The organism is Amycolatopsis sp. MJM2582 (assembly GCF_000754115.1).
Taxonomy (GTDB): domain Bacteria; phylum Actinomycetota; class Actinomycetes; order Mycobacteriales; family Pseudonocardiaceae; genus Amycolatopsis; species Amycolatopsis japonica.
In genome coordinates this window covers 229475-242734 of sequence record NZ_JPLW01000004.1, presented here as the reverse complement: position 1 = coordinate 242734, position 13260 = coordinate 229475, and the positions used below count along the sequence as shown (strand labels likewise).

The window sequence follows — 13260 nt, the reverse complement described above, 5'->3', positions numbered from 1 at the left end:
ACCATTCCCGTCTCTGCTGTCCGTCAACCGAAGAAGACCGAGCTGATCGTGTCGTCGAACTTGAGCTTGGCGAGATCCTTGACGTCACCGTCGATGACGAGGGACTTGCCCTTGCAGTCCTTTTCGGACCAGAGTTTGAGCGAACCGGAGGCGGAGACCGACGACGTCACGTCCGGGCGGGCGACGTTCTGGCAGCCCTTGCCCGCGAGTCCCTGGGACGGCTCGTCGTCGCTGAAGTTCTTGCCGTCGAAGAGAACCGCGCTGGACGCGGGCTTCTGCGGCGGTGCCGTCTCCTCCGGCTGCCCGTTCTGCGCCTTCTGGCCGTCGGGCGCGAGCCCGAACCACGTTCCGCCGACACCCTGCCCGAGCGTGTCACCGGGTTTGGTGTCCTTCGCGAACCGGTAGGCGGGCCAGCCGCCGAGGGTCAGCTGAAGGGTCCCGTCGTCGCGCTTGACCGTGCCGACGGCGGATTTCCTGATCCCGGCGAGGAAAACCTTGCTGCCGGGAGTGACGAGCACCGGCGGCCAGGTCTTGGCGCATTCACCGTTGCAGGTCGACTTCGACGGCTTGGCGGTGTCCTTGTCGAAGCGGTACAACGTCAGGCCGGCGCCGTTGACGACCACCGGATCGAGGTTTCCCGCTTTGGAAGCCTTGAGCTGCACCCATTTGCGCGCGACGTTCTGGTCCGCGGTGCCGGCCGTGCCGTCGGAACCCGTTGCCCAGTCACCGGTCTTGGGCTGCGCGTTGTTGGCCTTCGCGGTCCCGGCGAGGAAGGACAACCCCTCGGAGACCTGCTCGGCCGGCGCCGGTCCCGTCGGCAGCGCGGTGTTCTGCGAACCACAGGCGGCGAGTGACAACGCCCCGGCGGTGACGAGCACGGCGATCGGCAGAACTCGATTGCGAAGCATGCTTCTTTCTCCCCTGCACCCTTGGGTTCCAGGCTCTCTGGAACTCCCCTACGCCATCGACACGGACGACGGCTCGATGCGGTTCAAAAGAATCTTGGAAGAGTTTCCGGGCCCTCTTCGCGGCGGCCGGGAAGGCTCAGTTCACGCAGCCGGCCATCGCGGGCGGCGTGGAAGAACCGGACGACGAAGGCGGAGGCGCGATCGAAGAAGTGGCCGCCACCGGCTTGATCCCGATCCCGCCGGTCGAATCCCCCACCGCGGCGACGCTGGTCGCGTTCAGCGCGGACTTCACGAACGCCTTCACCTCGGCCGGATCGACCTTCACCGCGTCACCATCGGACGGCGTCGGCAGCGAAAGGCTCTGTACCGGGATCGTCTGGAACTTCAGCGCCCCCGAGCTCATCCCCCGCAGCTGCTGCGCGAAGCCGAGCACGTCCCAGCCGCGGTCGAGTACGACCGAACCCTGGATCGCGCCGATCAGGGAGCTCAGCCTGGTGGGATCGGTGAAGGTCCCGGCGTCGAGGACGGTCTTGGCCATGCTCGACAGGAACGCCTGCTGCCGCGCGATGCGGTCGAGGTCGCTGGGCAGGCCGTGCCGCTGCCGCACGAAGGCCAGCGCCTGCGGGCCCGAAAGCAACTGCTTGCCCGCCGGGAACGACGCACCGGAGAACTTGTCCTGCACGGGGTTGTTGAGGCAGACCTCGACACCGCCGACGGCTTCGCTCAGCGCGGAGAACCCGGCGAGGTTGACGGCGGCGTAGTGGTTGATGGACAGGCCGGTGAACTGCTCGATCGTCTGGATCGTGAGCTTGGCGCCCGCCTCGTTGGCCTTGACCTCGAGTTGCGGACCGGACAGGCCCTGCGCACGCAGTGTGTTCATCGCGGCGTTCTTGCCGCGGCTGTACGCCGAATTGATCTTGTGCTTGCCGAACCCACCCGCGATGTCCACATAGGAATCGCGTGGGATGGAGATGGCCGTGGCACCCGCCCCGCCCGCCGGGATGTGGACCACGATCATGGTGTCGGTGGTGTCGCCGCCGTCGTCGCCGCTCCCGGCGTGCAACGCGTCGAGGACGTTCTGCGGCAACGGGTTCCCGTTGGCGTCGGTCCGGGAGTCGATTCCGACGAGCAGGATGTTCTGCGCCACCTTCAGCGGTTCGCCCGCCGGGCCGTCGGGTACCTGCGCGGAGGGGGCGATCACGTCGGCCGTGACGATCGCTTGGTCCAAACGGCTCAGCTGGGTCCACGCGAAACCCGTGACCCCCAAGACCGCCGTCGACACCAGGCCCAGTGCGACACGGCCGCCGATCCGCCGTCCTCGCGACGTGAGCAGCACGACCTTCTCCCCGCTTCCGTGAATGATCCCCCGCATTCGAGGATCACCGCGTTAGCTGGGAATTACCTGAGAAACGTGTCATAAGCGGGTCTTAAAGCCCGTTCGGACCATTCGAAGTGATCAAGCAGACAGTCGATCGCGACACCGAGTGGCAGACCGACCGCGTAGCGCTTCCCTAGCGGGGCATGCGCCGCCAGATCGCCCGTGGCACCACGCGCATCACCGCGAACATGGGCCTCAGGAGTCCCGGCACCCACACCGTTCCCCGGCGCTTCCGGAGCGCGGCGACCGTCGCGTCGGCGACCTGATCGGGGGTGCTGGAGAACGGCGCCGGCGACATGCCCTCGGTCATCCGGCCGATCACGAAGCCGGGCCGGACGAGCAGCAGCCGTACACCGGTGCCGTGCAGGGCGTCGGCCAGCCCGCTCGCGAAACCGTCGAGGCCCGCCTTCGCCGATCCGTAGACGTAGTTCGCCCGCCGGACCCGCACCCCGGCGACCGACGAGAAGACCACGAGGCTGCCGTTTCCTTGCTCACGAAGCACATTGGCCACATGCGTCAGCACACTCACATGAGCCACATAGTCCGTGTGCACGATCGCGACGGCGTGTCCGGCGTCCGCTTCGGCACGCGCCTGGTCGCCGAGGATCCCGAAGGCGGTGACGACGACGTCGAGCGGCCCGTGTTCCGCGACGACCTTCTGCAGGAACGGCCCGTGCGCGGCGAGGTCGTCGGCGTCGAACTCGACGGTGTCGACGGTCTCCGCGCCCGCGGCCAGCAGCCGCTCGGCCTCCGCTCCGAGGTCCGCGCTCCGTCGCGCGGCCAGCACGATCCGGCGCGCCCCGCCCTTGGCGAGCCGTTCCGCGACCGCGAGGCCGATCTCGCTGCGTCCGCCCAGTATCAGCACCGTTCCGCTCACCCGCCGCAGTCTGCCAGGCGGCCCGGCTCCGGCCGGCAGTGGCACGGTTCACAAACTGCAATTTTGCAGTATCTGCATCTTTGCGCGTATCGTGGTGCCCATGCCCGAACCCGTCAAAGGTCTCCGCGAACGCAAGCGGCTGGAAACCCACCGCGCGCTGGCGACCACCGCCGTCCGGCTCGTCGCCGAACGCGGCCTGGACCAGGTGACGGTCGAGGACATCAGCGCGGCAGCGGGGGTTTCACCGCGCACGTTCTTCAACTACTTCGCGTCCAAAGAGGACGCTGTGGTCATCGCGCACGCCGACACCGCGGAGCGGACCCGGCGCACCATCGAGAAGTTCCTTGCCACGCCGAAGGAAGTCAGCACTCCGCGCGCTTTCGTCGACGCGCTGAAGGAGGACTTCGCCCAAGTCGACGAGAACCGCGAAGAGTGGCTCGGCCGCATGAAGGCCATTCAGGAGAACGCCACCCTGCATTCGCGCGCGGTGGCCATGAACCACGACACCATCGCGCCGATGATCGAGGCGATCGCCCGCCGCACGGGCGTGGATCCGAAGGCCGATCTGTACCCGGCGCTGGTGCTGTCCACGCTCGGCGGCGCGGTCAACGCCGTGCTGATGCTCTGGTATCAGCACGACGGCCGGATGTCCGCGCTCGACCTGCTCGACGACGCCGTCGAACTGCTTCTCGCCGGGCTCCCGGAGCCCGGCGGCCGCGCGCGCTGACGCGCCCGGCACCACAGGAACACGAAGGGGGACCACCATGTCCGTATCCACGACCGAACCACGAGAACCGGAGGCCCCGGCGGGCTCGATGGGCCGCAAACAGGTCCTCGAAGCGATGTCGGGGCTGATGATGGGCATGTTCGTCGCCATCCTCGCCTCGACGGTGGTGGCGAACGCGTTGCCGCGGATCGTCTCCGAACTCGGCGGCTCGCAGGCGTCCTACACCTGGGTGGTCACCACCGAACTGCTCGCGATGACCGCGACCGTGCCGCTCTGGGGCAAACTTTCCGATCTGTACAACAAGAAGCTGCTGATCCAGCTCTCGCTCGGGTTGTTCGTGGTCGGTTCGCTGGTCGCCGGGTTCGCCGGCAACATCGAGCTCCTGATCGGCAGCCGGGTCGCGCAGGGCATCGGCGCGGGCGGGCTCACCGCGCTCGCGCAGGTGATCATGGCGGCCATCGTCTCGCCGCGCGAACTCGGGAAGTACTCGGGGATCTTCGGCGCCGTGTTCGCCGTCGGGACCATCGCGGGCCCGCTGATCGGCGGGGTCATGGTGGACACGTCGTGGCTCGGCTGGCGCTGGTGCTTCTTCCTCGGGGTCCCGTTCGCGATCGCGGCGATCCTGCTGCTGCAGCGCACCCTGAACCTGCCGACGATCCGGCGTGACGTGAAGGTCGACTACCTCGGCGCGTTCCTGATCATGGCCGGTGTCTCGACGCTGCTGGTCTGGTCTTCGCTGGCCGGGCACCAGTTCGCGTGGGGCTCGTGGTGGACGGTCGGCCTGGTGACCGCGGGCGTCGTCATCCTCGCGCTCGCCGTCTACGTCGAATCGAAGGTGGCCGAGCCGATCCTGCCGCTGACCCTGTTCCGCAACCACACGGTCACCCTGACCACGCTCGCGAGTTTCCTCGTCGGTGTCGCGATGTTCGGCGGGACGGTGTTCCTGTCGCAGTACTTCCAGCTGTCGCTCGGCAAATCGCCGACGGTGGCCGGATTGCTGAGCCTGCCGATGATCTTCGGCATCCTCGTGTCGTCCACGGTTTCGGGTCAGCTGATCAGCCGCACCGGCAAGTGGAAGAGCCACCTGCTGCTCGGCGCGACGCTGATGACGGCAGGCCTGGCGCTGCTGGGCACGATCGACGCGAAGACGAACCTGGTCATCCTGGGCGCGTACATGGTGCTGCTGGGCGTCGGCGTCGGCATGCTGATGCAGAACCTGGTCCTGGTTTCGCAGAACGACGTCGACGCGCACGACCTCGGCACGGCGACCTCGACGCTGTCGTTCTTCCGCAGCCTCGGCGGCTCGATCGGCGTGAGCGCGCTGGGCGCGGTGCTCGCGAACCGGGTCGTCGCGCTGATGAGCGAAAAGCTCGGGCCGCTGCCCGGCGGTGGCGAGGGCGGCGCGGTGCCGAACATCGCCACGCTGCCCGAACCGGTCGCGAACGTCGTCCGCGAGGCCTACGGGGAGGCGACCAGCGAGCTGTTCCTGATCAGCGCGCCGATCGCGCTGCTGGTGATCGTCGCCGTCGCCTTCCTCAAGCACAAGCCGCTCAAGACCCAGTCGGGCAACGAGCGGCTGGCCGAGGAGACCGCCGCCGCCTGATCGCCACGACCGAGGGGCCCGGTTCGCGGAACCGGGCCCCTCTTTTCGCGCGCACGAAGAACACAGTGGAAATTCGAGGAACGCGATGTCGAGTGATTTCAGGCGGCGTTGCCGACGCGAATCAGCTGGCGTCGTTCGCCGCCGGTCAGCCCGCCGAAAACGCCGTGGGCCAATCCGTTGTCCACGGCGTAGGCCAGACAGGCCGATACGGCCGGGCACCGCGCGCAGACGGCCTTCGCCCTGGCCGCCTGACGTGCGCCGGGGCCGGTTTCGGTGACCGGGAAGAACAGTTCGGGATCCTCACCGCGGCAAGCGGCCTCACTCAGGTCTCCCGCCATCCTCGTTTCCATTTTCCTATCACCTCCTTTTTTCCGATTTTCCCTTCCCCGTCAAACGACTTCCGGGTATCCGGCCTCGTACGCACCGCAAACATCACCTTGACCGAATCGTTACACTCAGCGGCCCGCTCACTGCACCTGTCCTGTGAGGGCATTCGCGTCAGGCGGCTGAGAGCGGTGAGTGCGGGTGATGGGCCACGAAGGGTTCGACGAGTTCTTCCACGCCGAATTTCCGCTGCTCACCGGCTTCCTGTGCAAGGCGGGCTTCGCGCTGGACCCGGCCCGCGACGCGGCCGCGGAGGCGCTGCTCAACGCCTACGAAGACTGGCCGGGCATCACGCAGCCGAAGGCGTGGGTCCGCCGCGTCGGGCATCGGCGGGCGAAGGAGCAGACCGCGGTCCGGGCCGATTGGGCCTCCGCCGACGCCGGCCGGGAGGACAAGCTCACCGCGCTCGCCGACGAGGCGTCGGCCGTCCTGACGATGCTGGGAAACCTGCCGAAACGCCAGCAACTCGCCATGGCCTGGACGTTGGACGGCTACTCGGAGCGGGAGATCGCCGGGGTGCTGGGGATCGCGGACGAGGCGGTCGGCGCGACACTGCGCCACGCGCGTGGCCGGCTGGCGGAGCACGATCCCGGCTTCGCCGACCGGCTGGACAGCGCCAACGGCGCCTTCCTCTACGCCTTGCGAATGGGCCTCGACGCCGAAGACACCCTCGCCCGGATCAAAAACCGCGCGATGGTCAGGGAACTCGCCCTGGTGGCGCCCGGAACCCCGGCGGAGTCGGAACCCGAGCAGGTGACGCCGTCGCAGTGGTACACCCTCGACGAACCCGTCGCGGCCGCCGGGAAAGGTGATCAGCGTGCGCTGGACCAGCTGCTGACCACCGTGCGCCCGCTCGTGATCCGGTACTGCCGGTCGCGGATCGGCAGACAGGAACGGACGTACGCGTCGGCGGACGACGTCGCGCAGGAGGTCTGTGTGGCGATCCTCCGCGCGCTGCCGACCTATCGGGAACGGGGACGGCCGTTCCTCGCCTTCGTCTACGGCATCGCCCAGCACAAGGTCGCCGACGCCCGCCGGGCCGCCGCCCGCAACCGCGCCGAGCCCGTCGCCGAGGTCCCCGACGGGATCTCGGAATCCGTGGGCCCGGAACAACGGGCGCTGCACAACGAATTGAGCGACCGGATGGGCGAACTGCTGCGGATCCTGCCGGACAAGCAGCGGGAGATCGTCGTGCTGCGGATCGTCGTGGGCCTGTCGGCGGAGGAGACCGCCGGTGTCGTCGGTTCGACGGCCGGTGCCGTGCGAGTGGCGCAGCACCGCGCTTTGACGCGTTTGCGGAAGATCCTCGCCGAGGAATGAACGTGCCAGCGGGTGCCGGGCTCGTGAGTGGCGAGGACGTTAGAACCGTCCTCGCCACTCACGAGTCAGGGGCGGCAGCGTTCCGCGGTCGCGGCGGCCGTCTTCAGCTCCGGAGCGCCCAAGACGGCCGCGACCGGGTCGAGCGCGCCATGCGTGTCCTTCTGGGCGGCGATGAGCCCGTCGACCGCGCGGCCCTGCGCGGCGGTGTCGTTCTTCCCCGCCGCGTCCAGACCCGCCTTCGCTTTCACGGTCTTGTCGCGCGCCGAGGTGTATTTCGCGAGGAACTCCTGCTTCGCCGCGTCTCCGGCCGGAACCGGAGCGGCGGGCAGCGCGCCGAGGCCATCGACCGTCTTGCTCAGAATCGCCGCGTAGTGCCCGAGCTGATCGCTCGTGCTCTTCTTGATGGCCTCCAAGGTCTCACCACTCGCCGACGGCATTTTGTTGTTGCCTTCGATGAAGTCCTTGACCACGCCGCAGAAGCCGTTCATCCAGGTCACCGCCGCGGCCGGATCCGCCGCGGACGGCGAGGGCGCCGCCTGCGGGGCCGCCGGTGCCGGGTCCGGCGCGCAGCCGGCCAAGACCGCGACGGCCAGGGCGAGTCCCGCCAGTGCCGATTTCCTGTGGGCAGCGCACATGTTCGTTTCCCCTCTCCGCCGTCCGGAGTTCCCGCCGGCGTGAGGACGGTGACATGGCGAAACGCGCGCGGTCTGCGTCATCTGACTCAGAACGACGCCCCGCGCTCGAACTCGTAACGTTCGAAGCACGGCGACCGGACGGCGTAACGGGGTGAGGACAGGTGGCGAGTACCGCTTTACCCCTGTTCGCTCGAGGGCATCCAGCCGAAGAGGTAGCACCATGGCCATCAAGATCATCGCAGCGCGGCTCGAAGGTGGGAAGTTCCACGAAAGCATCACGAAACTGCGCTGGATCAACCCCGGCAGCGGCGAGACCGGCGAGAGTTTCGTTTCGGCGATCGTGGCGTGGCTCGAGGACGACGACGGCAAGGCCTACGTGGACGAGGGGATCCACCGGGTGGCCGTGGAGATCATCAAGCCGACCTTCGGCCCGAAATTCCTCCGCACGCGCGCGGACGGGATCTGGAAGGACAACCTGCTGGAGCTTCCCCGCTTCTGAGGCCGGCCGGTTAATTCCGGAGACGCGGGCGCGAGCACTCTGTTAGCTTGAGCGAGCACTCCCGGTGCGCAGGTAACGGTTACTTCCTCATCCGAACGTCACCGTCACCGACAATTTCTCGGGAGCCATGATTTCGGATGTGCCCGGTGCGCAGGCGACGGTTACTTCGATTACCCAAGGGTTGCGGGTTCGAGCCCCGCCCGGCAGCCATCCTGCCGGTAGCTCAATCGGTAGAGCATTGGACAGCCACCGTCACCGACTTTTTCTCGGGCCTCATCCGGAATCGCAGCTCCCCTCGAACGAAACGAGGGTCGAGGGTGTCGAAGTTCAACACCACCGGTACACGGCCGGCGACGAGCTCACCGATCGCCGGCGAGCAGAGCCCCGGCGGCGTCACCCACGAAGGTGGCGACGGCTACGCGCGGGACACCAAGTCCGAACTGTTCCTGCTCGCCGTCACCAACATGGTCGGCGAGAACACCTTCTACGAGACCGGCGACAAGCGCGACACGCGATTCGCCGACCTCGTCCGGGAGACAGCGCTCGCCGACCCGGAGTGGACCACGCGGTTCCTGCGCTGGCTCCGCACGGAGGCGAACATGCGGACCGCCGCGATCGTCGGCGCCGCCGAATACGTCCGCGCCCGGCTCGCCGGTGACCCGTTGTCTGACGCCTCCATCGCGAACCGTGCCGTCGTCGGCTCGGTGCTCCAGCGCGCCGACGAGCCCGGCGAACTGCTCGCGTACTGGACCTCCCTGTACGGCAAGAGGATTCCGAAGCCGCTCAAGCGTGGCATCGCCGACGCGGCCGTCCGGCTCTTCGACGAGAAGTCGTTCCTCAAGTGGGACTCCGCCGCGCGCGCTTTCCGGTTCGCGGACGTCCTCGGCCTGGCCCACCCGGACCCGAAGGACCCGGCGCAGGACGCTCTGTTCAAGCACATCGTCGACGTCCGGTTCCACCCCGGTCGCGAGATCCCCGCCGAACTGGAAGTCCTCGGCGCCCGCGCGGAGCTCATGGCGTGGGACAAGGAGAAGCGGCGCGATCTCTTCAGCCGTCCCGACACCGCACGGTCCGCCCTCCGGCGGGCGGGCATGACGTGGGAGTCCCTGGCGGGCTGGCTCCAGGGCCCGATGGACGCGCGCGCTTGGGAAGCCGTGATCCCTTCCATGGGCTACATGGCGCTGCTGCGGAACCTCCGGAACTTCGACGAGGCAGGCGTGTCCGACGAGGTGGCCGAGGGCGTCGCGGCGCGGCTGGCCGATCCGGAGCAGATCGCGAAGTCGCGGCAGTTCCCGATGAGGTTCCTCTCCGCGTATCGGGCGGCGCCGTCGCTGCGCTGGTCGTACCCGCTGGAAAAGGCGATCGCCCAGTCGCTGGCGAACGTGCCACGGCTCGCCGGGAGGACACTGATCCTCGTCGACACCTCGGGCTCGATGAACGCGGGTTTCAGCAAGGACGGCACGCTGATGCGGTGGGACGCGGCCGCGATCTTCGGGATCGCGCTCGGCGCCCGCTGCGAGACGGCGGACGTCGTGTCGTTCTCGAACGCCTACTACGGCGGCACCGGTTCCAAGGCCTTCGACGTGCCCCGAGGTGAGTCACTGCTGCGCGGGCTCGACCGGTGGAAGAACGACGGCTACTTCATCGGCGCGGGCACCGACACCGTGGGCGCGATCCAGCGCCACCTGCGTCCGGATTACCACGACCGGGTGGTGATCCTGACCGACGAGCAGCACTCGTCCGGCAACGTCGACCATGCCGTGCCGAAGGACACGGCGTTGTACACGTGGAACCTCGCGGGCTACGAGCGCGGCCACTCGACGTCCGGGCGCGGTAACCGGCACACCTTCGGCGGCCTCACGGACGCCGCTTTCACGATGATCCCGCTCCTCGAAGCGGGACGGAACGCGGACTGGCCGTTCTGACGAGGTCGGGGCGCGCGGCCATGTCGCGAAAGCCACTTTCGGGACATCAGATGTCGCGAAAGTGGCTTTCGCGTCCCATCCCGCCGTTCCGGTCAGCCGCTTCTGTCCTTATTGGACATTACGTGTGCGTCGGTCTGTTCAGCGACTGTGGTGGGTCTCGCAGTCGGGGGTCGGGCAGTCGGCAGCGTTCCGCGCGTTCCAGGCTGCGCGCATCGAGTCATACCGCCGGGTGAACTGGGCATCCCGTCGCACGCTCCACACCGACGGGGCCACTCTGCGGGTGACCAGGAGTTCATGAGGCGAGTAGTCGTTGTCAGTGCGGGATACCTCAAGCCCGGCAGCAGCGAGGATCTTCCGGATCGCCTCGGCCATCGCCTCGCCGATCGCGGACATCAACTGCGAGAACGCGGCGCATTCGTCACCTTCCCGATGTGGGTCGTCGGCCCAGGCCTCCTGCCCCGCGTCAAGAAGGAGCGCGTGCTCCTGCCAGTCGACAAGCACTCCGCGCAGATCGGGCAAGTCGACCGACACGACCGCACCGGCGACGCCGGTCGGACGGCCGCCGGGGACCACCTGCAACCCGGCGGCCGCCAGCTCAGCCTGGACGACATCGCACAGCGTCTCCAGCCGGAACCGCCGATCCGAATCGACCTCAGGGGTTCTTCCGTCATGCCGCCATCTTCGCAGGCGCCCCCGACAAGTCCGGTGACGGCGAAGTCAGCACAAATGACCCGAAACCTCGTCCAGTTGATCCGGAACGCCCTTCCGGCTCGCTTCCCGCCGGTATTGGGATACGGCGAAACGACAAGACAGAAGAGCGCCGACTGAATGGTGCTTAGCTGCGGTTGCGTTCGTGTGCCTTGGTCAGCACGCTCGACATTTTCGAGGCCTCGTCGTCGGAGCCGCTCAGGTTCGGCGCGACGAGCTGGACGGACGTAAATCTCCCGCCACTACAGGTCTGTCCGTTGATGGCCTTGGGGTTCTCCCGGGTGGGAATCAGATTCACGGTGCGGGAACTGCCGGCCGGTAGTCCTTGAACCTCCAGCAGCGTGGAGAACAGCTCACAGGCACGATCCGGTGCGATCTCCTTGCCTGAGGCGATCAGGTCGCGAGCCGCTTCCAGTTTACGAGCCGTCTCCGGATCGTCGAGCAGTCCCGACTTCTTCACCTGCTCTATTGCCGCGGGCAATTGCGTTGCCCACTTCTCCGCTGACGTACCAATCACCTGGACGCGACCTCCGGCAGGCGTCTCCCAGTGACACGCGGGCAATCCGCCGACTGCCAACGCCTTCGGCTCGGACGCCTCTCCGGCAATCATCGACAGGTCAGCAGGTGTGAGAAGTTCACACAAAGCGTCCGGGGCGGCCGTCTCGACAGCCGGGTCAGCGGACGACGGGGCCGCACTCTCGGCGACCTTGCCCTGCGGCGCCGAACCAGACTTGTCCGACGAACACCCGGCTAGCAATAGCATTGCCGACGCGGCGACAACCACTGCGATTCGACCGGCTCTCAGCGAGCCGAGGCACTCCACGTTCGACATCTTGCGCTCATCTCCCCCATCGAAAGTGAAGAGGTTACCAGGAACGCAGTTGCGAGCGCGGGCAAGATACCGCCGACAGCCTGAAAAGCCGTTCTTCAGCAACGGAAACCGTCGCCGGCGAGGTCGATGAGATGCTCGATGCCCTCGGCGCCTTCGCGACCCTCTCCGACCCCACCATCAACACCCCACCGCCCAAGCGGCTTGACCGCCACCGCACCACAAGCCCGCGCGTGCCACAATCAACGCCATGTCGACCATCCGAAAGGGCAATGCCGCGTAGATCACCAGGCCGTGTCCGGGCGGATACTCATCGCCGCTGCCGCACTGACGAGCGGATTCTCCCGCTTCGGGGCCTCTCACCCCGAGGACGAGCCAGCATCGCCCGCCTCGAACGCACCCGGCTTTGGCCCGGGGCCTCCGCCGAAGCACTTCAAGCTTGGAAGCTGTTCGTCCATGAACCCATGCATCGACTCTGGGACCCTCACTGTGGCTGCGGCGTGCCGCAATGCTGCCCCGACCCGGCCGAATTGCGACGAACCCTCATCCTTGTCGCACACGCCCTTCCGCCCAAGGACGCCAGAATCTTCGGAAACAACTCGCAATACTCGACGAACTATGGTGACCGGAAACCCATTCCCCGTTGACAACCACCATCGGGGCACTGCCCGAATCCTGGCGATCGACACCTCACACGAACCCCCGCGCAAGGCCAGCGCCACAGCAGTCGGACTTGTACTCTTCCCGCCACAGCGAGCTGTGACGAGAAAGGCTGCTACGAAGCGCTTCTCCAACTACCGGCACGCCGGAGCAAACAGAGACCAATCGCGCTTGACACCAAGGCTAAATTGCCGCCGAAGGGCAATATCCCCGCAGGTCGGCAACGATATCGATATGGTGGGCCGGGTCGGGCTCGAACCGACGGCCAAGGGATTATGAGACCGCAGATCCGACATGTCAGCCAGTGTCGTCAGATGCTAAATATTGCCGTTTTTCGCAGGTCAACACCAGTTTGAGCCCAGGCCAGGTGCCGCTGCGTGTCGGCCTGTATCGGGCTCTTCGTGTGCAACGGAGCCCATTCGGAGACGACGTGCCCGTCCATTCGGCAGCACGTTTGCTGCCAGCAGGATCACCATGCCCTCCGTTCACCGGCGCGGCCCCCTCCCGCACCCCCGGAATCGCCAGCCACCCCCAAATGATCAGGACACTCCCGTCATCCTGCACCGCGACCTCCACCGCCCAACTGAAGGAGGACTTCATGGCTGGCAACGTCTCCACCGCTTCCGCGCCGTTATGGCCTTCGACACCATGACACCGCCGCCGATCACCTCGGCGTCAAGTCCGCCGCACCGACGTCGTCGTCGAGCTGGTGGCGGCGGCTGGTCGGTCATGACCTCCAGCGTCGCGGAACATGGCAACGGTGTTAACGAGGCGGGGGGTGTCTGGGCGGGCGGGCGGGGCGCCGGG

12 protein-coding genes are annotated in these 13260 nt (G+C 67.3%); 5 read left to right on the top strand and 7 right to left on the bottom strand.

Annotation, left to right across the window (positions count from 1 at the left end; genetic code table 11):
- Window positions 1-23 precede the first annotated feature (23 nt).
- From ED92_RS26415 to ED92_RS26405, 3 genes are all read right to left on the bottom strand, one after another.
- Window positions 24-908, bottom strand: a complete 885-nt coding sequence (locus ED92_RS26415) for a lipoprotein (protein ID WP_037343004.1) — start codon at window positions 906-908, stop codon at window positions 24-26.
- Window positions 909-1044: 136 nt separating this feature from the next.
- Window positions 1045-2244 (bottom strand): LCP family protein, encoded by a 1200-nt coding sequence (locus tag ED92_RS26410; RefSeq protein WP_037343463.1) that lies wholly within the window; start codon window positions 2242-2244, stop codon window positions 1045-1047.
- Window positions 2245-2419: 175 nt separating this feature from the next.
- The gene (locus tag ED92_RS26405) at window positions 2420-3163 is read right to left on the bottom strand and encodes an SDR family NAD(P)-dependent oxidoreductase (protein WP_037343002.1); all 744 of its coding nucleotides are present in this window, start codon (window positions 3161-3163) and stop codon (window positions 2420-2422) included.
- Window positions 3164-3263: 100 nt separating this feature from the next.
- On the opposite strand from ED92_RS26405, the gene ED92_RS26400 reads away from it, so the two are divergent.
- Together ED92_RS26400 and ED92_RS26395 are read left to right on the top strand one after the other, a co-directional pair.
- Window positions 3264-3890: a TetR/AcrR family transcriptional regulator gene (locus tag ED92_RS26400; RefSeq protein WP_037343001.1), complete on the top strand. Its 627-nt coding sequence runs from the start codon at window positions 3264-3266 to the stop codon at window positions 3888-3890.
- Between the two features lie 37 nt (window positions 3891-3927).
- Entirely contained in the window at window positions 3928-5493 is a 1566-nt protein-coding gene (locus ED92_RS26395) for an MDR family MFS transporter (protein WP_037343000.1), read from the top strand.
- A 98-nt stretch (window positions 5494-5591) separates the two neighbouring features.
- Here ED92_RS26395 and ED92_RS26390 read toward each other — a convergent pair whose 3' ends face one another.
- Window positions 5592-5843 (bottom strand): WhiB family transcriptional regulator, encoded by a 252-nt coding sequence (locus tag ED92_RS26390; protein ID WP_037342998.1) that lies wholly within the window; start codon window positions 5841-5843, stop codon window positions 5592-5594.
- Between the two features lie 178 nt (window positions 5844-6021).
- On the opposite strand from ED92_RS26390, the gene shbA reads away from it, so the two are divergent.
- Window positions 6022-7197 (top strand): RNA polymerase sigma factor ShbA, encoded by a 1176-nt coding sequence (gene shbA, locus ED92_RS43765; protein ID WP_081975923.1) that lies wholly within the window; start codon window positions 6022-6024, stop codon window positions 7195-7197.
- Between the two features lie 65 nt (window positions 7198-7262).
- On the opposite strand, the gene ED92_RS26380 is transcribed toward shbA, so the two are convergent.
- On the bottom strand, window positions 7263-7832 hold the full coding sequence (locus ED92_RS26380) for a hypothetical protein (protein ID WP_037342997.1): 570 nt from the start codon (window positions 7830-7832) through the stop codon (window positions 7263-7265).
- 220 nt (window positions 7833-8052) lie between these two features.
- Between ED92_RS26380 and ED92_RS26375 the strand changes: the two genes are divergently transcribed.
- On the top strand, window positions 8053-8331 hold the full coding sequence (locus ED92_RS26375; RefSeq protein ID WP_037342995.1) for a DUF3892 domain-containing protein: 279 nt from the start codon (window positions 8053-8055) through the stop codon (window positions 8329-8331).
- 317 nt (window positions 8332-8648) lie between these two features.
- Entirely contained in the window at window positions 8649-10256 is a 1608-nt protein-coding gene (locus ED92_RS26370; protein ID WP_037342994.1) for a TROVE domain-containing protein, read from the top strand.
- A gap of 138 nt (window positions 10257-10394) precedes the next feature.
- Here ED92_RS26370 and ED92_RS26365 read toward each other — a convergent pair whose 3' ends face one another.
- Both ED92_RS26365 and ED92_RS42060 read right to left on the bottom strand, forming a co-directional pair.
- Window positions 10395-10787 carry a hypothetical protein gene (locus ED92_RS26365; RefSeq protein WP_037343461.1) on the bottom strand — a complete coding sequence of 131 codons (393 nt, stop codon included), beginning with the start codon at window positions 10785-10787 and terminating at the stop codon, window positions 10395-10397.
- Between the two features lie 304 nt (window positions 10788-11091).
- Window positions 11092-11796 (bottom strand): DUF3558 family protein, encoded by a 705-nt coding sequence (locus tag ED92_RS42060; RefSeq protein ID WP_200882751.1) that lies wholly within the window; start codon window positions 11794-11796, stop codon window positions 11092-11094.
- Window positions 11797-13260 lie beyond the last annotated feature (1464 nt).